Origin of the sequence: Paraflavitalea soli, assembly GCF_003555545.1 — a bacterium.
Taxonomy (GTDB): domain Bacteria; phylum Bacteroidota; class Bacteroidia; order Chitinophagales; family Chitinophagaceae; genus Paraflavitalea; species Paraflavitalea soli.
Genome location: NZ_CP032157.1, coordinates 6,590,831 through 6,613,814 on the forward strand (window position 1 = coordinate 6,590,831; position 22,984 = coordinate 6,613,814).

The following is a 22,984-nucleotide window of genomic DNA, read 5'->3' on the forward strand; positions in this document are numbered from 1 at the left end:
TTATTATGACAGCACCGGTTATTAAAGTGGAGTCGTTATCAAAAAAGTTCATTCTTAGCCATGAAGCGCAGGAAAAGTATACTACGTTACGGGATGTCATTACCCGCAGGGTAAAAAAGCTGTCCGGAAGGTCGGATAAGCGTATGGCTACCAAAGAAGAGTTCTGGGCGTTAAATGATGTCAGTTTTGAGATAGAGCAGGGAGATAGGGTAGGGATTATTGGCCGTAACGGTGCAGGTAAAAGTACTCTGCTGAAGGTGCTCAGCCGTATTACTGATCCTACGGCCGGCCGCATTTCAATCCGCGGAAGAGTGGCCAGTTTGTTGGAGGTAGGTACAGGCTTTCACCCCGAACTGAGTGGGCGGGAGAATATTTTCCTGAACGGAGCTATCCTGGGAATGAGCCGGGCGGAGATCAGGAAGAAGTTTGATGAAATTGTGGCTTTTGCCGAAATAGAAAAATTCCTGGATACTCCGGTAAAGCGATACAGCAGTGGTATGTATGTGCGGCTGGCCTTTGCAGTGGCAGCACACCTGGAACCGGAAATATTAATAGTAGATGAAGTACTGGCCGTAGGTGATGCTCAGTTTCAGAAAAAATGCCTGGGAAAGATGGAAGATGTTAGTAAAAATCAGGGAAGAACGGTTTTGTTTGTTAGCCACCAAATCGGAACTATTGCACAGCTATGTGATAAAACAATGCTACTAAAAAAAGGAGCATTGGCTGCATTTGAATCAACCTCACGAGTTATAGACAAATACTTGAGTAAAGAAAGCTATTCAGAAAGTAATAAATACAAGAGCGAAAAAAAATTGCTTGATCATTACAATAATCTTTTCGAAGAGGTTTATACCGTTAATGAAAATAATAAAGAAACTGAAGAATTTGGTTTCTCAGAAAGCATTTCAGTTTGTTGTTTAATAAAATTAAAATCTAAAAATTCGAACCTTAAGGTTGGAGTAACGATCCAAAACATACATGGTTATTATATTTCAACCAGTATTTACGAAATAGAAAAGGAAGAATTAGCGAATAAAGATTTTATTACTGTTAAGGTCACTTTCCCCCCCAATATTATAGCACCCAATTCATATTATTTTAGAGTTGCTTTATTTGAAGAAAATACAGTTTATGAAATTTTAGAAAATATATGTGGTATTAGAGTAATAGATACTGGCACTGAACTATCAAGATATGAAGGTGTCAACTATGGAAGCGTTGTTCTGACAAATAAATGGGAGTTGATATAAAAATAAATTATAATGAAAAAGTTGTTCAAGCTGGTTTGTCCTCCAGTTTTAATTCTTGCAGGTAAAAAAGCTCAATCTCTTTTTTTAAAACCTAATTCTTTAAGATATTATAGACCTGCAAATGAAGATAGCCAGGAGTTAGATGTTTATTGGACAGATCAAATGGCTAATCAATTAGAGGAATGGGGACGTGGTCATACATGGAATGAAATTGAATGCCTTTTGGTAAATTGTAGCGGTAAAGTGTTGGATATAGCCTGTGGTACTGGCGTTAACATATTGGAGATGTTAAGATTTAATAATCTTGATATATATGGATTTGATATCTCTGACTTTTTGATAAAACGAGCTATAGGAAAAGGAATAGATCCTAGTAAATTGAAAGTTGCTGATGCAACAAAAACAGACTATTTGGATAATGAATTTGATTTTTCTTATTCGATTGGCTCTTTGGAACACTTTACTGAAGAAGGGATTGATTTATTCCTTAAAGAAGCAAGTAGGTATACAAGTAAAGCATCATTTCATATGATTCCTGTATCGGAGTCCACCAAAGACGAAGGATGGATGAGAACCAATCAAAGCTTTCACAATAATTCTGTTGAGTGGTGGCTAGCAAAGTATAAAAAACATTTTAGAGAGGTACATGTAATTAATTCAGCTTGGAAAGATCCCGGGCTTTCAGTTGGAAAGTGGTTTATATGTAACAAGTAGAACTATATGATAAAAAAGATCATAAAAAAACTATACAATGTTCTTTCCCCTAAAACTCGTCAAAATGGCCCGGTGCTTACCAATGTTTACATTGGCGCGAATACTGAAGTCAATTTGAATAACATTGATAAGTCCAGGGCTCCAAACTCTAAAGTAATAATAGGAAATGACAGCTTGATTTCCTGCAACATTGCTTTAGAGACAGATCAAGCAGTATTGGAAATTGGCAATAATGTGTTTATTGGGGCAGGCACTCATATTCGTTGTGTAAATTCAATCAAAATCGAATCGGATATTTTGATTTCAGGAGACTGTATGATACAAGACAGTGACAATCATAATTTTGATTTTGAAATAAGAAAGAGGGACTTGTGTGATTGGAAAAAAGGATATCATGATTGGAGTACTCATCCTGCGATCCCTATTAAAATTTGTCATGGTGCGTGGATTGGCGCTAGAGTAATTATTTTAAAAGGGGTGAGCATCGGTGAGAAGGCAATAGTAGGTGCTGGTAGTGTCGTCACAAAAGATGTTGCACCTTACACTATTGTTGCAGGTAATCCTGCTAAATTTATTAAAACTGTGAAATAATGTTCTTAAAGAATATTTTGCCTAAAAGAATTAAGGTTTTCCTTAGGAGTGGTAAGTGGTTTTTTCAGAACTATAATTCGATACAGCAACAATCTAATTTAAGCAACGCTTTTTTTTATGGCCCAATCACTTATAATGCAGATGGCCTTGTCACTTCGCAAAATTGCGATTTTATAAATGAGCCAAATTTTAAAAGAGCATATGAATTAGCCGCTGCCACCAATCCCTGGCCTGGATTTACACTGCAGTGGAGGGTTTACATTGTATGCTGGTTTGCCAACCAGGTGAAAGACCTGCCCGGTGATTTTGTCGAATGTGGCGTAAATACAGGTGCTTATGCCAAATCCATTATTGAGTATACAGGATTCAATCAACTGGGAAAGACATTTCATTTAATGGACACTTTCGATGGCCTGGTGCCCGACCTGGTAAGTGAAGCTGAAAAACAGGCAGGCCTGGATAAATATTTAGATCAATATAAAAATGTGTACGAAAGCGTTATTAAAACATTTAAGTACGATAACGTCAATATAATAAAAGGTGCAGTACCTGGCACTTTATCGCAATGTGACGCAAAGAAAATTGCCTATTTATCTATTGATATGAATAACGTTGAGCCCGAAATTGCAGCGGCTGAATATTTCTATGACAAGGTTGTCCCAGGCGGCGTAATTATACTGGATGATTACGGATTTCCCCAACACATCAATCAGAAGATCGCTTTTGATAAGTTTGCCCGTCAAAAGGGTATTGCTATTCTAAGTCTTCCCACCGGTCAGGGAATAATATTGAAAAAATAATCCCATTTCAGTTATGCGCGTTGCATTTGTAGATAATCTTCCGGTAGGAGGTGGTTTATCTCGTTTTTCCTATATGCTTTGCAAAAGCCTTTTAGAGGAAGATAGGTCTGTTCAGATAGATTATTATGTACATGAAACAAACCTGGTAAGAACACCGGAGATCAATACGCTAAACGGGAATATCAGTATCAAATTACTGGAAACAAGCAGGCAACCCTCCTTTACAAAAAGAATGGCCAGTAAGGTAGCCGGTAAGCTGGGGTTTGTAGGACAAAGCGTAGATCCTGTTATGCAGGAAGTGGAGAACAGGATTAAAGGATATGATGTAGCCTATTTCCCTTCAGCCCATATGATGCCTCGTCCAGATCTTACGGTACCGATAACAGGCACCATTCATGATTTTAATTGGAAATATTTTTTTGGGCGCCAGATCTTTACTTCCTCCTTTGTGGAGCAAATGGACAGCGCTATTGTTAGCTGGATGCAGTCCTCTGCCACAGCCTGCTCTTCTTATGATGTTGTCAATGAAGCAAAGAAACTATATCCTGGTTTAACTGGATATCCAGATGTAGTACACCTGGCGCCTGTAGCTTTTTCTAAAGATATTGAAGAGCAGGAAGCTGAAAAGGCGCTGGCAGGACTGGGAATTGATTACCCATATATTATTTTCCCTGGTAACTTTTTCCCGCATAAGAATCACTTGAACCTATTCTCTGCTTTTGCCCTGTTGAAAAAACGGGCAGGGTATTCAAACCTGAAGCTGATCTTAACTGGTATGCATACCGATCAGATCGAGTTTGGTATTGCGGAACGCAATGGGATTCAATTGGTAACAAAGAATTCGCCTAATAAATACTTTGACGTCCGGGGGCTGGGATATCAGCCCAATCATGTGATTGATGCATTGATAAAAAAGGCCCGGCTCCTGGTTTCACCTTCTCTGTATGAGGCCATTTGTACGCCGGGGATGGATGCCTGGCATTTTGGAACACCAACGGCTATTTCAGATATTCCTCCATTCAGGGAGCATGAACAGGTTTGGGGAATACGTTCTGCTTTTTTTGATCCAATGGACCCCTTGCATATCGCCGATATGGTGGAAAAATACCTTAATAACTATCCGGCAGCACGGGAAGATGGCATCATCTCCAGGCAAAATATTTCAAAATATACCTGGGATAAAGTGGCGAAGGGTTATTTCAAATTATTTCAAAAGGCTATAAGTTAGAACAGTATGAAAGTGCTTATTCTGGGATCAGAAGGTTTTATCGGAAATCATCTTGTAAAGCATTTCCTGCAAAATAAATGGGATGTAACCGGCTGCGATCTGATCGAAGCTTCCCCTGCAGGATATCAATACCAGAAAATATCCCTGCTATCTGCTGATCTGGAGCAATTATTTGCCGGACTTAAATACGATGCCTGCATCAATGCTGCCGGTAGCGGCAATGTTCCTTATTCTTTAACCCATCCGCTCAGTGATTTTGAAGCCAATGTATCTTCTGTTATACATGTACTGGAGGTGATCCGGAAATTTAACCCTGAATGCCGGTACATCCATATCTCCAGTGCAGCCGTCTATGGTAATCCGCAACAATTACCAATTGAGGAAACAGCAGCATTAATGCCTTTGTCCCCTTATGGGTGGCATAAACAAATGTCAGAGCAATTGTGCCTTGAATATTACCAGCAGTTTGGTGTTCGCACTGCGGTGACACGTCCCTTTTCCGTGTATGGCCCCGGCCTGCGTAAGCAGCTCTTTTGGGATGTGTATCAAAAAATACTAAAAGCTGGTAATACCCTCGAATTATGGGGAACAGGTAAAGAAAGCAGGGACTTCATTTTTGTGGAAGACCTGGTGCAGGCGCTATGGCTGATACTTGAAAAGGGAAATATGCAGGGCGAATCCTATAATGTGGCAACCGGCGTGGAAACTACCATTGAAGAAGCTGTAGGATTATTTATACGCGCATTGCAGCAGAAAACCTCACTAGCATTCAATCAGAAAGGACGCCCCGGCGACCCGCTATACTGGCGCGCTGATATGTCCCGCCTGACATCCTTAGGGTTTAAGCCTGCCTATTCGTTGGAAAAAGGACTGCAGTTAACAGCCGATTGGATCACTGTACATGGCCAATAAGAAGGTTACACATATTATCGTAAACAATCTTGGGGGAATTACGTCACTGATTAGTAACCTGATACGGTGTAAAGGTGAGGATGCATTACCCCAGGAAGTACTCCTGCTGAATATAAAAGGGAATACCAATGCCCCCTCCCAGGTTGATCAGGATAAAGATATCGTGGTAAAACAATTTTCATTATACCCGCGGCATAATTGGTATCATGTATACCGGAAATTAGCAGAAACCATTGGTGATGAATCCGGTGTCCTGGTCAGCAATGATGTATATGAGCTTCTCATGCTAAGTCACTACAAAATCCCCCGCCAGGTAGTACAGATCGTTCATGATGGATATAATGTACGTTTGTCCTTGCAATATGAAGAAGTAATAGATGCGTTCATCTGTCATAGTCGGTTCTTTTACGAGATACTTTGCCAGCTATTACCACATCGTCGTGGAGATATTCATCATATTGCCTATGGTATTCCCTTGTCCGGTGAGCCGCGCACAAGCCGGCTGCACCACGATCCGCTGAGGTTGGTGTTTTTAGGCAGACATGATGTGAACAAAGGCGTTTTTGACTTGCATGCCATTCATGAACTATTGCAACATAAAGGTATCCCTGTTGATTGGCTGATATTGGGGAAAGGACCTGAGACAGAAAAGTTACAGGAACAATGGAAGGGCGAGAAAGGAGTAAGGTTTTATACCCCACCTTCTTATGATGAGGTACTGCAACTATTATCCACCCGGGATATCTTTGTATTCCCTACCCGTTTTGAAGGATTCCCCGTTGCCCTGACAGAGACCATGAGTATGGGTTGTGTGCCGATTGTGACCGATCTACCAGGTGGCATCCGTGAAATTGTAAGACCGGGAGATACCGGATACCTTTGCAGTCAGGAGAATAATAACGACTTTGCCGACCATATTGCCCGGCTTCATCAGGATCGTAATAAGCTGGAGCAGCTCAGCGTCCAGGCCAGGCACGTAATTTATGAAGGATATAATGCCCGGATCCAATCACCCCGGTATCAGGCATTATTCAATGAATTGGCAGCCCGAAAAGAATTACCACGGCATCATGCAGTGCGCCGGAAAATAGGTTCACGCCTTGATCAGCCCTGGATCCCTAACACCATTACCAAATATTTCAGAAGAGCATTTTAAAGTATCATGCAGCCTCAACCCCTCGTAAGTGTTTTAATGACCATGTATAACCGTGAGAAATACGTGGCCGAAGCCATTGAAAGCGTGTTGGCTTCTTCATGGAAAGATCTGGAGTTGATTATCGTAGATGATACATCAACCGACCGGTCAGTAAGTATTGCTCAGTCGTATGCAGAAAAAGATAACCGGATACGGTTATATGTTAATGAACGTAACCTGGGCGATTACAATAACCGCAATAAGGCCGCAGGATATGCAAAAGGTAAATACCTCAAGTACCTTGATTCTGACGACACCATCTACCCCTGGGGCCTCGAAGCCATGGTGTGGTGTATGGAAAAAGAACCTGCTGCCGGTTTTGGACTGATGTCCTATAGTGCTTCAGGTACAAAACCTTTTCCTTTGTTGCTTTCTCCTGCGGACGCGTACAGGGCTTTTTTCTTTAAGGGCGCCTTAATTACCATGGGACCTGCGGGAGCTATTTTTAAACGGGAAGCATTTGAAGCAGTGCAGGGCTTTAGTGGTAAACCCTATGTGGGTGATTCTGAAATGTGGTTGAAGATGTCCCGCCGGTTCCCGCTCATCCAAATGCCTCCTGAATTGATCTGGTGGCGTCAGCATGAAGGCCAGCAGATCAGCGAAGGACATAAGAATAATTATTACGCAATTAATCAATTTAAGATATATAAAGAAGCAATTCTTCATCCTGATTGTCCCTTGTCTAAAGACGAATGTGAGATGGCACTGAGGAACCTGAAAAATCTACGGGCACGGGAAATCATATTTCGGAAATTATTTAAGGTAAGGTGGAAACAAGCTTTTATGCTGTTGAGGGAAAGTGATATGAATGCGGTGGACCTGATCAAAGGTGCCCGCAGGAATCAATACCCCAACGGTATATAGAGGTTAGAAAGATGTTGTTGTATAATTCCGGAATTAAGAGGCGAGTGAAATCCAATTTATTATATAACCACATCTTGATTAACCATGACAATAGAAAGAATAGAGCCAGGAACTGCTGCCTGGACTGCATACTATGCCAATCATATTCACAGGTACATGTTTGCGCTCGATCAAATTGATCGCCAAACTCCTGCACTCTTACTGGATGCCGCCTGTGGTGTAGGCTATGGCTCTAATTACCTCGCTTCCGGAAGTCAATGCCAGGTTGTCGGTGTTGATGTCAGCACACATGCCTTAAAGATCGCGAATGACCGGTTTCGCATGGCCCAAACAGAATTCATTTTAGATGATTGTTGCCGTCTGGAAAAGGTATCAGGCAAAGGCCCCTTTGATTATGTTATTAGTTTCGAGACCCTCGAACATCTTTCACAACCGCTTGAGTTCTTACAATTGGTTCAGAAGCTGATGCGAAGCGGTGGCAAATTGATCATCAGTACTCCCAATATAAATGTCAGTAGCCCGGATGGCAATGTGCGGTGGGATTTTCATGAAAAGGAATATACAGCTGCAGAATTTTATGCGTTATTGGAGTCCGCCGGATTTAGGGACATTCAATTATTTGGTCAACAATTGAATCTGCGGGGAAAGTTAAAAAGTGAGGTCAGGGGCGACCTGCATCAGCTCTGGTCAAACCCGTTCGTCCGCGCCGGCAGATGGATACAGCGCGTGGCCAGGGGACGCCGCTTCGACCCTGTGCTAAAAGAAACTACCGACGATTTTGAAATAGTACAGTTTAATCACCCGGCTGCATGCGATGAACTTAAAATGAACGGCCCTTTTGTGTTAATCGGAGTAGCTGTAAAATGAATAACATCTTATATACGTGAAGATAATCCAGGTTTTGCCTTTCTTTCTACCACATGCTGTGGGTGGTACAGAAGTATATGTGTGGTCATTATGTAAATATCTTCAAAAACATGGTATTGAAGCAGAAGTGCTGGTACCTAATTATTTTACCGATGAATATGATACCTACATATATGACAATATTAAAGTTACAAAATACCCTGAACCGACCAAGGTAGGACGCCTGCATAAAATGGGTATCGCCAGGCCGGATGGCCTGATTCACTTCAAAGAGTATCTTCAATTGGAAAAGCCAGACGCTGTGCATTTTCATGACATCAATGGCGGTAGCGGCATTTCGGTTGCACATCTTGAAACAAGTGCAGAATTAGGAATCGACACATATTATACAATGCACCTGGCCGGACAAATTTGCAGGGTTCAAACACTTATATACAAGGAGAAAGAGCTCTGTAATGGTGTTATTAAATCCCAAAGATGTGCTGCATGTGCTATGGTTCACCACAATAAACCTGCCTGGATGGCACATCTCATCGCCATGGCCGGCAGTGGTTTGCATGCAATTGGCATTGATGCCGGATATTGGAATAATCCTTTAGGTACAGGGTTGTCAATGGTCAACAGGATGCATAGCCTGCAGCAGGAACTGGTTAGAATAGCAGGAGCCTGTAAAAAAGTAATTGTGTTGACCGATTGGTTTAAAAAGATGATGTTATTAAATGGGTTTCCGGAAGATAAGTTGATTACCATAAAGCAAGCATTACCTTATATAGATAACAATGCGCAATTGGTAAACCTATCGTTTAATCGGCCTGATTCACTGAAGCTGGTTTATGCAGGGCGTATCAATCCGGTTAAAGGAATCCATCTCATATTAAAAGCACTACAGGATTTACCGGAGAATAGTATTGAATTGAGTATTTATGGTCAGGAGGAGAATAATGAATATAACACCTATTGCCATAGCCTTGCGCAGGGAAGAAAGAACATTCATTGGCGAGGTCTTTTACCACGTAATCAATTACTATCGGCTTTTGGTCAGCATGATATATTTTGCCTGGCTTCAGCATTTTCAGAAATGTCACCGCTTGTGATACAGGAAGCATTTGCAGCAGGTTTACCTGTTTTAGCGAGTGAGGTATACGGAAATGCAGAATTGATAAAATCCGGAGAGAACGGATTATTATTCCCTTTTAAATCCATATTGGGCTTTAAAAACCAGGTAACACGGTTAATAACAGAAAAAGACCTGTTACCCCGGCTTAAAAGGAATGTTAAGCAACCTGCCTCTTTTGACAGCGTGGGCGAACAATACCTGAACTTATATAATTTTTAATGTAAAGATTAATATGCGCATTTTATTGTTAATGGATCCCGCTATTCCAGTGCCCCCAAAGCATTATGGTGGAATAGAGCGGGTAATTGCAGATATTGCTAATAAGTATGCAGAGATGGGACACGAAGTGACCTTGGTGGCAGGCCCTAACTCAATATCTCCCGGAAGATTAATTCAATATGGAGAGAATGCAGATATACAATCTATCAAGATCAATTACTCGTTGCTGGGAACGGTAGCCCGTATTTTGTACAAAGAGATAGGTAATCATGACGTGATCCATAATTTTGGCCGACTGGCCTGGTTATTCCCGATTGCATGGTCACGTATCCGGAAAGTACAAACCTATATGCGATACATCACTCCTTCCAATATCAGTGGCCTGAATAAAATGCGTGTACGTAACCTCACTTATACAGCAGTCTCTGATGCCATAGTCAGAACCGGGCAGCCCGGAGGAGGTGATTGGAAAACAGTTTATAATTGTGCGCCTGTAAGCCAATTTAGTTTTAATGCCACAGTTGATGTAGATAACGCTCCCTTGGTATTCCTGGGAAGATTGGAAAGATGTAAAGGAGCACATAGCGCTATTCAGGCGGCCAGACTTACCGGGCGAAAACTTATTATTGCAGGTAATATCTCACCGCTGAAAGAAGAACAGGAGTATTTTGAAAAAGAACTGAAACCTCAGTTTGACGGCGAACAAATACAGTACATTGGGGTCGTAGATAATGTGCAAAAAAATGCTTTATTGGGCAAAGCTGCAGCCATGCTATTACCCATAGAATGGTACGAGCCTTTCCCGGTAGTATTACCCGAAGCATTTGCCTGTGGTACTCCCATTATCGCATTTAGGAATGGTGGTGTCCCGGAAGGCATTCAGCATGGCAAAACGGGTTTTTTATGTGATACAGTAGAGGAGATGGCATCGTTTATTAGCGAGCTGGGCACTATTAAGCGGGCAGATTGCCGGGTTGAGGCAGAAGATAAATATAGCGACCACCGCATTGCACTCGACTACTTAAATATTTATACACAACAATTATCATAATGGCCAGTTTATTATCTCTGATACCAGACTCAGTAAAACGTAAGATAAAATTGCAATTAGGTGCTCCACATATATATTGGAGCATTGAAAACCTGAAACGCAATGGCTTTGCACCAAAAGTAATTGCTGATGTGGGTGCTTACGAAGGTGAGTTTACTACCGAGGTGTATAAGACATTTCCGGATGCTACATTCTATATGTTTGAGGCCAATCCGCAGAAAGAAGCAGGGCTGAAAGAAGTGACAGGAAAATACCCCGGCCACACTAAATTGTTTATGAATTGTCTGGGAAGTAAAGCAGGTCAGGATGTGTCCTTTCACCTTATGGAAACAGCCAGCTCTGTGCTGGATGAACATTTTGATCAACATGTTCCGGCTATAGCATTAAAAACAGAAACCCTGGATAATATTTTTTCAAAGGAAGGGATTGTCAAGGTAGATATGATCAAGTTAGATGTGCAAGGTTATGAAGTAGAAATATTAAAAGGCTTTGAAAAATACCTGCCTACTCTGGATGTAATTGTAACGGAGGTATCATTATTGGATATTCATAAAGGGGTACCTCTGTTTAGGGATGTTGTCAATTTTATGTATGATTACGGATTTGTGGCCTATGATATTTGCTCAGTTTCAGCAAGACGTCCACTGGACCAGGCTTTGTGGCAAACCGATCTGATCTTTGTGAAAGAAAATTCTGCTTTCAGGGCCGATAAGAGATATGCGTAAGAAGATTGTGATCGTTACTACGGGGCAACCTTCTACCAATCCCAGGATGGTAAAGGAATACCAAACGCTGAAGCGGGCAGGATTTGAGGTAATTGTACTGTATTCTTATTGGGTGGATTGGGCCGTAAAAACGGATAAAATACTTTTTGAAAAGGGTGATCTGGATAGGAATGATTTCATCCTGATTGGAGGCAGTCCTTCACATCGGCGGCTGCAATATTGGTTTTCCCGTATTATACATAAAGTAAGCAGGCAAATGATGGGGGCCTGGCCTGGCTTATTTGCTGCATTTGCTATTGCAAGACCAGCTTATTTCTTGTGGCGGGCATCCCGAAAGGTCAAAGCCGATCTTTACATGGCCCATAACCTCGGTGCTTTGCCCCCGGCTGTGTGGGCCGCCCGTAAACATAAAGCAGCAGCCGGATTTGACCTGGAAGATCTGTACAGCGGGCAATTTGATCCGTCTTTCGATAAAATGCATGCCACCGCAGTATTCCTTGAAAAGAAGTTTTTGCCAGCTTGTAACTTCCTTATAGCCGCTTCGCCACTTATTGCAGAAGCTTACGAGCCCCTTGTGAATAGGCCTATTCCCGTTATCAATAATGTGTTTAGTAAAGCATTTTTGCACCTCCCCGTAAAAAGGGTTGACAAAACTTTACGTTTATTCTGGTTCTCACAAACGGTAGGCGAAAACAGGGGACTTGAAACCATTGTTCAGGCTATAAAACTGCTTCCGGATTACGATATTCAGTTTCATGTTATGGGAAGTTGTTCAGATGATTTTCGGCAACGGCTAAGTAATATGGCGCACAACAGTGAGGCAATTCATTTTTTACCCCCTGTGCCGGCGGATGACTTGTTTAGCGTAGCCGCCTCATATGATATTGGCATGGCTTCAGAAGTGCCTCATAATGAGAACAGAGACCGGTGCCTCACTAATAAACTTTTTGTATATCTCACTGCTGGCAACTGTGTTTTGGCATCGGATACAAAAGCGCAACGGTTATTTATGGAGCAACATCCTGGCATCGGTCATTTATATGGTCATAACAATCCTGCAGAGTTAGCCGGTTATTTGGAGACCTTTTACAATAAGCCCGATTATTTACAACAGTGCAAACAGCAGGCCTATGAGCTTGCAATAGAAAAGTATAACTGGGAATCAGAAGAAGGTTTATTGATGTCACAAATAAGAAACATTCCTGGTCTATCATGAAGAAGATCCTGATTATTTCGCCTCACTTTCCACCCTCTAACCTGGCTGCAGTACACCGTTCCAGATTATTTGCACAACATTTACCTGCATTTGGCTGGCAGCCTGTTATATTGACAGTGCATGAAGAGTATTATGAGGAAGCACTGGATCATAATCTTGCAAAATTATTGCCGGAAGAACTGTCTATAGAAAAGGTATCAGCGTTTAAAGTTAGTCGGCCCCGGCTGATTGGCGATATTGGACTACGTGCTTTTTTTCAATTGTATAAAAGGGCAAAGAAGATTATCCGGGAACAGAAGATTGATTTTTTATATATTCCTATCCCCTCATTTTATGTGGCACTATTGGGGAGGTGGCTACACAATTCTACCGGTGTAAGGTATGGCATCGATTATATCGATCCTTGGGTGCATAATTTTCCGGGTAGTAATAAATTTTTTTCAAGGCATTGGTTTAGCACCCGTTTATCGGGCTTGCTGGAGCCCATAGCTATCAGGAAAGCATCTCTTATCACGGGTGTAGCAGAAGGATATTATAAAGGCGTGCAGGAGCGAAATCTTCATTTGGCAGGTGAATGTTTGTTTGGTGCAATGCCATACGGAGGTGAGAAGAGAGATCATGAGAAAGTAAAGGAATTAGGATTACATCCCTACCTGTTTGTCCAAAGGCCCGGTAAGCTACAGTTGGTGTATGCGGGAGCTATGTTGCCTAAAGCGTATGAACCTTTGGAAAAGATATTGCAAGCTATTGCATCAATGCCTGCCATGTTTGAGAATCTGGAGATCCACTTTATTGGTACTGGTAAAACGCCTGATGATCCGGAAGGATACAATATAAAGCCATTGGCTGAAAAGTATGGATTGTGGCAAAAGGTAATTTTCGAGTATCCCAAACGCATTCCTTATCTGGATGTATTAGTGCATTTGAATATGAGTCAGGGAGTGCTGATATTGGGCAGTACAGAAATGCATTATACGCCTTCTAAAGTATTTCAGGGAATTTTATCCGGTAAACCTTTGCTGGCCGTTCTTCATAAAGATTCAACTGCATTGCAAGTGATAGAAAGTACCGGAGCTGGCATTTGTTATCCAATAGATCCTGATCATTTAGATAAGCTGGTAGAAGGATTTAATAAAACATATGCCTCATATATCTCCTGGATCGAGAGCTTTCAACCTGCTTCTGTAAAGATGGAAGTGTTTGAACAGTACTCTGCCTTTTCTATAACCAATACATTGGCAAAACTATTAGATCGTGCTTATGCCTGAGCTATATCAAAAATTGGGTTTTGGAACTGCCGGACTAACGAGTATGAAAACCTACGGATCAGTGATTCGGCTATTGGAAACGGCTTTCAATTCCGGTATTACTCATTTCGATACAGCTCCTTTATATGGCCAGGGGTATGCAGAAGACCTGGTGGGCAGATTTATTAAGAACAAAAGGCATAAATTAACCATCACAACTAAATTTGGTCTGGGCTCAGCAAAACCATTGACGGTCCCGGTTGCTTTTGCGCTGCCATTGAACTATTATCGGAAAGCATTAAAAAAAGCACCGCCACCCGTTCAACAGGGGCAAATTGAACCGGTAACCCCAGCTTTGTTGCCCTATCGCCGGATTACAACCACAGAGATCCATAATAGCTTAACGCAAAGCTTAAAGCGATTGCAAACAAATTATATAGATTATTATTTTTTACACGAAGGGCTGCCTGGCTTTTTGGATCAGGATGCACATCAGTATTTGCTCGACCAGCAACAAAAAGGGCATATCAGATTTTTAGGCGTTGCTACCGGAAGTCAGAACCTGCTTACATTAACTCCGGGAGAATTACTAAAATGGGATGTTCTACAATACGAGGCAGGATCTGGCGGGCTACAACTAAAGCAACAGTTTCCCGGTAAGCAGCATTTCATTCATAGTTGCCTGAAAGATTTGAATAGCAGAAGTATTCCACCGGGAATTACAGAAAACATTGGCGGATATAAGTTGGCTGCTTATGCGAAAGATCCTGGTAATAACAAGCTGCTTTTTTCTACTCGGCGACTAGAGATATTGAAGCAAAATCTTGAAGGGTTCAAAGGTTATATACAATAAATAATAGTATCTGATATTTAATGCCGGCGATTGATTTAAATAAAGAAGCAATTTCATATTCCAAAGAAGTTTCATTCGATGTAGTGGTAGTAGGGGCAGGAGCTGCCGGTATATTGCTGGCAGTGGAACTGGCTAAAAGGAGTAAGCGTGTTTTACTGTTGGAATCCGGACATTTTTCAGAAGATGAAAAACGGCAGGAGTTGAACACGGTAGAACAAACAGGTAAAACGCTTTCGAATGCTGTTTGGGGTCGTAAACGGGCCATTGGAGGCACTACTATCGCCTGGGGTGGGCAATCATTGCCCTTTTCTCCTATTGATTTTGAAGCCAGGGATTGGGTAGCTAATAGCGGATGGCCACTTGCCAGTAATGACCTGCAGGAGTATTATATGCAGGCTAATGATTTCATGAAAATTGATACGAAAGATTACGATGAAGAAGTGCTGAAATTATTAGGGATGCAAAAGCCTGCATTTAATAATCAGCTCTTGCGGTATCATTTCTCAAAATGGGCTCCAGAGCCCAATTTTAAACGTTTGTACTGGACGCAGTTAGAGCAGACGGTTACCATCGTATATAATGCGGTATTAACAAAGATCTTGCTGGGTGAGGATGGCAGGGTCGAAAATATTGAAGTAAGTAATTTTAAGCAGGATACATACACCATAAGGACCAGCCAGTTGATCATGGCAACAGGAGGGATTGAAACAATCCGCATTTTATTAAGCAACAGACATCAGATTACTAGCGGTATTGGAAATCATTCAGATTGGCTGGGTAAGTGCTTCATGGACCATCCCTGCATAAAAGTGGGTATAGTAGCAACCAACAAACCCTATAAACTGCAATCTCTTTTTAATACACATGTTAAAAACGGCCTAAAATATTCTGTCCGGTTAAGTGCTTCTGAGTCATTACAGCGTCGACACCGGATATTAAATGGATCGGCCAGCATAATGTTTGACTATCCTGATGAAGAGTTTGATCCCTATGCAGAGATCAGAAGGTTTATGAAAACCCGCAGGATCACCTCTGCCAAAACAGTCGCAGGAAATATCAATAGCTATGTATTCAGTGCTTTCGCCTACACCTCGAGGCATTTTGTTTACAAGCACCGTGCGAAAGGTAACTTGGTACTCATGCTGGAACAAGAACCCGTACGTGATAGCTACATTGGTTTGTCAAAAAACATCGATCAATTTGGTATTCCACAGGCGCGCATCAATTGGTCGGTGAACCACAAAACCTGGGATACAGTGGTAACAATGTCAGCAGTACTGGGTGAAGAAATGAGCCGATTGTCGCTTGGAGAAGTACATCCGGAGCCATATATAAAGAAGGATAATCCCGATTGGGAAAACTGTCTGACGGATGTAAATCATCATATGGGCGGAGCTAGAATGAGCTCATCTGCAAATGAGGGGGTAGTCAATAAAGAACTGCAGGTATGGGGGCATGAGAACCTGTATATCTGTAGTGCAGCTGTATTTCCAACAGCTTCTCATTCCAACCCAACCCTTACCCTGCTGGCATTGGCCCATCGGTTGGTTAATAAGATTGCGTCAGGTAAGTAAATAGTATTATTCAAACACATTTATATGTCCATAATTAAAACAGCTGCCAAACAGTTAATGTATTTGCTTGTGCCCAAAAAGAATGGGTTCAGTGATTTGAAAGTAAGATCCGGACCAGCCAAAGGCGCTGTGCTCAGGTTAGATATCAGAGTCAATGGATCCTATTGGCTGGGTAATTATGACCAATGGATATTTGACCGGATAAATTTTGCAGAATATATAAAGGCGGGCGATGTAGTTTGGGATTGCGGTGCTTATGTTGGCTATTATACGGCATCATTCAGGAAGATTGCAGGCGAAAAAGGCAAGGTGCATACATTCGAAGCTTCGAACGATAACTATGAAACATTAAAGGTTTTGCCAACTAACAATAGATGGTCCAATGTATATATCCATCATATGGCAGTTGGCCCGGAACATGCAGAGCTGAAATTTGTAAATAACTTGCAAGGGTCTTCAGGACCATACGGATTAGGGAAAGAATACCGGGAATCTGAATCCGAACTGAATATAATAAAGGTTGCCTGCAGCGGCGTGGACGAGCTTGTTTATGAAAGAGGGATTGATATGCCCGATTTTATAAAGTTTGATCTGGAATCGGCAGAAGAGTTCGCCTTGCATAATGGGCATCGTGTTTTCACTGAAAAAAGACCCACCATATTGCTTGAATTGCATGGTCAAAAGACCAAGGATGCAGCAGGTCTGTTTTTTGAACGGTATAATTATAAAGGATTGTTGTTGGATGAAATGCCTGATATAAAGAATGTGCTCCGCTCGAAAGCGGATTTTGATAAAATCGAAGGCGTTCCCCATATGGTACTTTGTATTCCTTGTTAATATGCGGCTGGCTATTATTTCTACACATCCCATTCAGTATAATGCCCCCTGGTTCCGGCTTTTAGCCCAATCCGGGAAGATAATGATTAAGGTATTTTATACATGGGAGCAGTCCAAACTTGGAGAGAACTTTGATCCGGGGTTTGGGCAAATTATAGAATGGGATATACCATTGCTTGGGGGCTATGAGTATTCCTTTGTAAAGAATGTGTCTCCCGATCCTGGAACGCATAAGTTTAAGGGAATTGTTAACCCTGACTTAAAGGAAGAATTGACGGAATGGGCCCCTGATGCATTGTTTGTATTTGGCTGGAGCTTCGATAGTCATTTAAAATGCTTAAGATATTTTCATGGCAAGATCCCCATTCTTTTTCGTGGTGATTCTACCCTATTGGATGAGCAGGAAGGTCTAAAGAAAATACTCCGGCGAATTTTCTTGAAATGGGTGTACCGCCATATAGATATTGCGTTGTATACAGGAACAAATAATAAAGCTTATTTCGAAAAGCACGGTTTGAGAAATGGCCAGCTTGTTTTTGCTCCCCATGCGATTGATAACAGCCGTTTTGCAGATGTTGATGGAACCTACTCCTTACGTGCAAAGGAATGGAGGGCCCAACTCGGATTTACGCAAGACGATATCGTTGTGTTATTTGCAGGAAAGCTGGAACCCAAAAAAGACCCTGGTATTCTTCTAAAGCTTGCCAGGATAGTAAAGAATAGCCGGTTAAAGTTTTTGTTGGTAGGAAACGGTAAGCTGGAAAATGATCTTAAGAAGGAAGCTGCCAGCCTTGAAAATGTCAGGTTCCTGGATTTTCAAAATCAGCAAACCATGCCTGTTGTCTACAGGTTGGGAGATATCTTTGTACTGCCTTCAGTTGGGCCAGGTGAAACCTGGGGCCTGGCTTTAAATGAAGCTATGGCAAGCGGTCTGCCTGTACTGGCAAGCGATAAGGTAGGCGGAGCTGTTGATCTTATCCAACAAGGGCAAAATGGTTATATCTTCCCTCATGGAAATGTTGAGCAACTTCATAAGCACCTGCTAAACATTTCCACAAAACCGGCCCTCATGGGGCAACATTCAGAAGAGATAATCCGTTCATGGAATTTTAGCGCTATAGTAAACTCTATTCAATCAACCTTAATCAGATAAGAAGTGGCTACCTCTACTGCAATTAATCCTTCTATGCAGCAAATAGACGTTAAGGTATATGGAAACAGCGGGAATGATAATGTGTTACGCGAAGTTCCTACATCAGCGAGGACGGTTTTGGACATAGGCTGCGGCAGAGGTGACAATGCCCGGCATTTGAAAGAAAGAGGAATGATCGTAGATGGTATATCCATTTCAGAAAAGGAAATATTGCTGGCTGCCCCTTACTTAAGAAATGGTCTTCTTCATAATGCTGAGCAAGGATTACCGGCAGATATTAAAATGAATAAATACGATGTGATCATTTGCTCACATGTAATAGAACATATACAGTATCCGGAAAGGTTGCTTGAGGACATAAGATCGATAATGAAGCCTGAAAGTATTTTTATTGTGGCTTTACCCAATATCATGCATTACAGGTCAAGATGGGAGTTAATGAAAGGTAATTTTAAATATCAAACCAGTGGAATATGGGATAATACCCATGTTAAGTGGTATACCTTTAGCAGCGCTATTCAGCTATTGTCTGATAATGGCTTTGAAGTTGTTAAAGGTGATGTGACTGGCACTATCCCTTTTTTATCCCTATTCAGGAAGATATCAACGGAGAAGTCCCGCCGTACTTTCTTCAACCTACTGAAGGGTATTTCAAAAGGTTTTTTCGGGTATGAACTATTATATGTAAGTAAAATAAAACCAACTGCATAAATGCATCCTATTGCAGTAATATTGCCAGTATATAATGGGGGGGAATACCTGAAACTATCTGTTGAGTCTGTGCTCGGACAAGGCTTTGGTGAATTCGAGTTTTATATCCTGGATGATTATTCTACTGATGAAAGTTGGTCTTACCTAACCTCCATACAGGATAAGCGCGTCAAGTTGTTTCGGAATGAGAAAAATAAAGGGTTGTTCTATAACCTTAATTTTCTGATCAATCATTCTGCCGAACCCCTGATCAAACTCTGGTCGCAGGATGATATTATGTATCCGGAATGCCTGGAAAAAACGGTTGCTTTCCATCGAAAACATCCGGACATAGGATTCAGTTATTCAGAAAGACATTATATCGATGGAGATGGAGCGATCATACCTGTACAGGTAACTGACAGGACACCGGAAATTGTTTCTACTACCTTGCATAGCCGCATTGCCTTTTATACAGGCTCTATAGCGGGGAATATTGCCAATGTGACCTTGAGCAGAGACGCTTTAAACAGGGTAGGCCTTTTCAGGGAGGATATGAAGATCAGCGGTGATTTTGATATGTGGGTAAGGCTGGCGAGGGACCATGCTGTTGGTTTTCTGAAAGAGCCACTCATACAGCTCAGGGACCATAAGAACCAGTTAAGCCGGCAGGAAAAATATTACGTGTTCCATCTGAAAGAAGACCTGCAGGTTTATCATTACCTGCTTAGTTATGTAAGTGCGAATGAACGTATCGAAGGGCGTCGTTTGCTGCGGGATTACAAGTTGTTATTTTATTATACATTAATGGCGAAGTCACTGATAAAGGGTCGATTCAGGACTTTCTCTCATTTTTATGGTTTGCTTTCACGTTTTGACAATATGGGATTGCTGACAGTCAGTTTTTTACGACAACGTATTTTTCAACGTAACAGGTATAACTCTCCTTTTCGGGATAACGCGGTAATAATAGAAAAGAACACATGAATACAGCCATCGGGGAAAAACGGGGAGTTTCGGGGTCTGTCATTACACTGATCCTAATCGCCTGCGGAGGAATGCTGCTATTTAAAAACGGCATTTATCTTTTTTGCTGTATGGCCACCCTGGTTTTATTATTCTTGCTTTTGTGGCGCAATAACCGACCGGGTATCCTCTTGTTTGCCTTTTTTATGCAATGGGTCCAGGTAATATCTTTTGTAGTTTGGATGAATGTTCGCAATGTGGATATTAATTTCCTGTCTCCGCATGCAAACATTGCTGTTTTGATGAGTTGTCTGGGTTTGTTGGTAATGGCAGTAGTAGTTTCAAAAGGGATAGCCGGACTTCCCATTCCTACACGAGTAAATCTGCTGGAAGAGGCATCCAAGATCAATGAGAAGAAAATGTTATTCCTCTATCTGGGATCTACCTTATTCCTTAGCTCTATAGGATTTGTATTGGGGGTTGCCAGTGGATTTACCCAGATACTGATTACTTTATCCTCTTTGAAATGGATATTTTTCCTGGTGTATGGATATGTAGCCTGGCTCAACAAAAAGAATAGGATGATCCTTGCTATTATGGTCATTTATGAGTTCACAACTTCCTTATATTCTTATTTTTCTAGTTTTAAGCAGGTAATATTAATTGTTATTATTCTGGCCATAACGTTTATAACAACTATTACTGTAAGACAGATAATCTATTCCTTGTTGGTAATGTTGGTGCTCGGCTTCATGGGAATAACTTGGTCTGCCATCAAAAGTGATTACCGGCAATATGTGAGCCAGGGGCAAAAGCAACAAGTAGTAGCGGTAAGCAGGGAGCAAGCATTGGGAAAGATTGGCGAGCAGGTGTCGAATCTTAACAGCCGTCAATACGAATTTGCGATGGTAATGACCTTATACAGGTTGCAATATGTGTATCACCTGGCGCGTACAATGGATCGTGTTCCTGCGGTATTACCGCATGAGAATGGTAAGCTTTGGACTGATAATCTGAGCTTTATCCTGTTACCAAGAATCCTGTTCCCTAACAAGCCTATCTTCGATGCCACTCAAAAAACCAATAAATATACGGGTCTTAATTATGGAGGCTATAGTAAAGGAACTTCTTTTGGAATAGGTTATTTTGCTGATTGTTATATCGACTTTGGGTATGTTGGAATGTTAATTCCATTGATATTAATAGCCCTTTTTGTTGTAGTAATATACAGAGTATACTATCAGTTATTGTCCTTGAATATCCTTTTTCGTTATGCTCTTATTAATGTGGGCTTATTTAATTTCACTTCTTTTGAATCAGATGGGATTATTGTAATAGGTCGTCTTTTGGTCACCTTTCTGGTATTTTGGATTTTAGCCCATACTATATTTCCCCGGATGCAAAGGTGGTTGTATAAAAAATAATAAAGGTAGTGTGCGTATGCGTGTCGGATCTCAGAAAAAGTCATGGAATGCAGCCATCAAATTGTGGATAGTGATGGCCGACTACCGGGTCAGCAATTTCGTACTTGACCTATTGCAAAAAAGCTTATTTACTAAAAAAAAGACGCCGGTACGAATACTCATTTTCAGGACCGGCTCCCTGGGTGATAATCTCTGTGCTATCCCTTCTATAGTTGCCATCCGCAGGAAATTTCCGGAGGCTCAACTAGATATCCTGGCTAATGCCGGGAGCACCAACCTTGTTACCTTTAATAAATTACTCCACCCGGCTTATTATGAGTCCATCATCGATTATTTCGGATATAGTAAGAAAGCGCTCTTTTCCTTATTGCTGGAAAAGAAATATGATATGGTCATTTATTTGCCCCAAACAGGGATCTCTTTAGTGAGATTGCTCAGGGATATGTTTTTTTTCCGGTTTATTGCCCGTACTGGATTCGGATGGGAAAAGTCTACCATTAACTATTTCAAACGGACACAGGAAAAGCACATCGTTTTTGATAATGAGATCACAAGGCTCAATAAGTTATTGGCAAGACACGGGATCGCGGTAGCTGATCATGAATTCTTATTAAACGTTCAATCCCAGGACCAGCAATTGGTGGATGAATATTTTGATCAGCAAGGGATCAGTGACAAAAAGAAAAATATAGCTGTGGTTGTAGGTGCCAAACGTCCACAGAATCGTTGGCCAATCCATTATTTTAAGGAAGTAATCAGTCACTTTAACAAGACCTACAATATTATCCTGATCGGTGGACCGGAGGACAAGGAATTAACAATGGCATTTAGAGGAATGCAACATGTTTTCGATTGTTGTGGACATTTTACGCCAGTCCAGAGCGCCATGGCATTAAAGAAATGTCATATAACGATCAGCAACGATACAGGTCCCATGCATTTATCATATGCTGTGGGAACACCGACCATTGCCTTGTTTAGTTCCCGTGATTTCCCGGGTAAGTGGTTTCCCCCGGCTCAGGACAATATTAGAACATTCAGAACACCTGATGTATCCTGTTCGATCTGTTTAAGTGAGACATGTAAAAATAATATCTGCATGCAGGCAATTTTGCCGGCTCAAGTGATCGAACAAACTGAACAGGTGTTACAATTAAATGCAGCGACTCAACAAGTAAGATTATCTTGACATGCTTACAAATGATGAAAACTCGTTATTTAATGTTATTTTAATTCTATAACTATGTCTACCAGCCTAATTTTTTGTAATTATGCATCGTATACCTCTGGCATATAGAATACTCACAATATTATCTGTATCAACGTATAAGATGATGTTCAAGAATGCAGGTGTACTACCACTAAATCTGATACCGACATGGAATCCAATAAAGACAATGTCGCTATCTTATGAATTTTATTCGACGTACAATCCGGCCATTCTTTACTCACCGAGGGAAATACATACTCATCTTTTTAAATGGGTTCCTG

The 22,984-nt window shown here is 41.4% G+C and carries 22 protein-coding genes; all 22 read left to right on the forward strand.

Annotation, left to right across the window (positions count from 1 at the left end; translation table 11 throughout):
* The first annotated feature begins 5 nt into the window (after positions 1-5).
* Positions 6-1,250 carry an ABC transporter ATP-binding protein gene (locus D3H65_RS25310; RefSeq protein ID WP_119052968.1) on the forward strand — a complete coding sequence of 415 codons (1,245 nt, stop codon included), beginning with the start codon at positions 6-8 and terminating at the stop codon, positions 1,248-1,250.
* 12 nt (positions 1,251-1,262) lie between these two features.
* Positions 1,263-1,964 carry a class I SAM-dependent methyltransferase gene (locus D3H65_RS25315; RefSeq protein WP_211345550.1) on the forward strand — a complete coding sequence of 234 codons (702 nt, stop codon included), beginning with the start codon at positions 1,263-1,265 and terminating at the stop codon, positions 1,962-1,964.
* Between the two features lie 6 nt (positions 1,965-1,970).
* Positions 1,971-2,555, forward strand: coding sequence for an acyltransferase (locus tag D3H65_RS25320; protein WP_119052970.1), 585 nt, complete (start codon positions 1,971-1,973; stop codon positions 2,553-2,555).
* Positions 2,555-3,355 carry a TylF/MycF/NovP-related O-methyltransferase gene (locus D3H65_RS25325; RefSeq protein WP_119052971.1) on the forward strand — a complete coding sequence of 267 codons (801 nt, stop codon included), beginning with the start codon at positions 2,555-2,557 and terminating at the stop codon, positions 3,353-3,355. The genes D3H65_RS25320 and D3H65_RS25325 overlap by 1 nt, the downstream gene beginning before the upstream one ends.
* Before the next feature lie 13 nt (positions 3,356-3,368).
* Positions 3,369-4,583 (forward strand): glycosyltransferase, encoded by a 1,215-nt coding sequence (locus D3H65_RS25330; RefSeq protein ID WP_119052972.1) that lies wholly within the window; start codon positions 3,369-3,371, stop codon positions 4,581-4,583.
* A gap of 6 nt (positions 4,584-4,589) precedes the next feature.
* Positions 4,590-5,495 (forward strand): NAD-dependent epimerase/dehydratase family protein, encoded by a 906-nt coding sequence (locus D3H65_RS25335; protein WP_119052973.1) that lies wholly within the window; start codon positions 4,590-4,592, stop codon positions 5,493-5,495.
* Positions 5,485-6,651 (forward strand): glycosyltransferase family 4 protein, encoded by a 1,167-nt coding sequence (locus tag D3H65_RS25340; protein ID WP_119052974.1) that lies wholly within the window; start codon positions 5,485-5,487, stop codon positions 6,649-6,651. The genes D3H65_RS25335 and D3H65_RS25340 overlap by 11 nt, the downstream gene beginning before the upstream one ends.
* Before the next feature lie 6 nt (positions 6,652-6,657).
* Positions 6,658-7,554: a glycosyltransferase family 2 protein gene (locus tag D3H65_RS25345; protein ID WP_119052975.1), complete on the forward strand. Its 897-nt coding sequence runs from the start codon at positions 6,658-6,660 to the stop codon at positions 7,552-7,554.
* Between the two features lie 84 nt (positions 7,555-7,638).
* A complete protein-coding gene (locus D3H65_RS25350; RefSeq protein ID WP_119052976.1) occupies positions 7,639-8,421 on the forward strand; it encodes a class I SAM-dependent methyltransferase in 783 nt (260 codons plus the stop codon).
* Positions 8,422-8,437: 16 nt separating this feature from the next.
* Positions 8,438-9,757, forward strand: coding sequence for a glycosyltransferase (locus D3H65_RS25355; RefSeq protein ID WP_119052977.1), 1,320 nt, complete (start codon positions 8,438-8,440; stop codon positions 9,755-9,757).
* Between the two features lie 13 nt (positions 9,758-9,770).
* Entirely contained in the window at positions 9,771-10,808 is a 1,038-nt protein-coding gene (locus tag D3H65_RS25360) for a glycosyltransferase (RefSeq protein ID WP_119052978.1), read from the forward strand.
* Positions 10,808-11,533: an FkbM family methyltransferase gene (locus D3H65_RS25365; RefSeq protein ID WP_119052979.1), complete on the forward strand. Its 726-nt coding sequence runs from the start codon at positions 10,808-10,810 to the stop codon at positions 11,531-11,533. The genes D3H65_RS25360 and D3H65_RS25365 overlap by 1 nt, the downstream gene beginning before the upstream one ends.
* Before the next feature lie 112 nt (positions 11,534-11,645).
* Entirely contained in the window at positions 11,646-12,749 is a 1,104-nt protein-coding gene (locus D3H65_RS25370) for a glycosyltransferase family protein (RefSeq protein WP_162915812.1), read from the forward strand.
* A complete protein-coding gene (locus tag D3H65_RS25375) occupies positions 12,746-14,017 on the forward strand; it encodes a glycosyltransferase family protein (protein WP_119052981.1) in 1,272 nt (423 codons plus the stop codon). The genes D3H65_RS25370 and D3H65_RS25375 overlap by 4 nt, the downstream gene beginning before the upstream one ends.
* Positions 14,010-14,849, forward strand: coding sequence for an aldo/keto reductase (locus tag D3H65_RS25380; protein ID WP_119052982.1), 840 nt, complete (start codon positions 14,010-14,012; stop codon positions 14,847-14,849). Before D3H65_RS25375 ends, D3H65_RS25380 begins: the two co-directional genes overlap by 8 nt.
* A gap of 20 nt (positions 14,850-14,869) precedes the next feature.
* Entirely contained in the window at positions 14,870-16,423 is a 1,554-nt protein-coding gene (locus tag D3H65_RS25385; protein ID WP_119052983.1) for a GMC oxidoreductase, read from the forward strand.
* A 24-nt stretch (positions 16,424-16,447) separates the two neighbouring features.
* Complete coding sequence (locus D3H65_RS25390) at positions 16,448-17,260, forward strand: FkbM family methyltransferase (protein ID WP_119052984.1); 813 nt, start codon at positions 16,448-16,450, stop codon at positions 17,258-17,260.
* A gap of 82 nt (positions 17,261-17,342) precedes the next feature.
* Positions 17,343-18,413, forward strand: coding sequence for a glycosyltransferase family 4 protein (locus D3H65_RS25395; RefSeq protein WP_245999587.1), 1,071 nt, complete (start codon positions 17,343-17,345; stop codon positions 18,411-18,413).
* A 33-nt stretch (positions 18,414-18,446) separates the two neighbouring features.
* The gene (locus tag D3H65_RS25400; RefSeq protein ID WP_119052986.1) at positions 18,447-19,124 is read left to right on the forward strand and encodes a class I SAM-dependent methyltransferase; all 678 of its coding nucleotides are present in this window, start codon (positions 18,447-18,449) and stop codon (positions 19,122-19,124) included.
* Positions 19,125-20,090: a glycosyltransferase family 2 protein gene (locus tag D3H65_RS25405; protein WP_119052987.1), complete on the forward strand. Its 966-nt coding sequence runs from the start codon at positions 19,125-19,127 to the stop codon at positions 20,088-20,090.
* The gene (locus tag D3H65_RS25410; protein ID WP_119052988.1) at positions 20,087-21,493 is read left to right on the forward strand and encodes a hypothetical protein; all 1,407 of its coding nucleotides are present in this window, start codon (positions 20,087-20,089) and stop codon (positions 21,491-21,493) included. The genes D3H65_RS25405 and D3H65_RS25410 overlap by 4 nt, the downstream gene beginning before the upstream one ends.
* A gap of 16 nt (positions 21,494-21,509) precedes the next feature.
* Entirely contained in the window at positions 21,510-22,682 is a 1,173-nt protein-coding gene (locus tag D3H65_RS25415) for a glycosyltransferase family 9 protein (protein WP_119052989.1), read from the forward strand.
* Positions 22,683-22,984 lie beyond the last annotated feature (302 nt).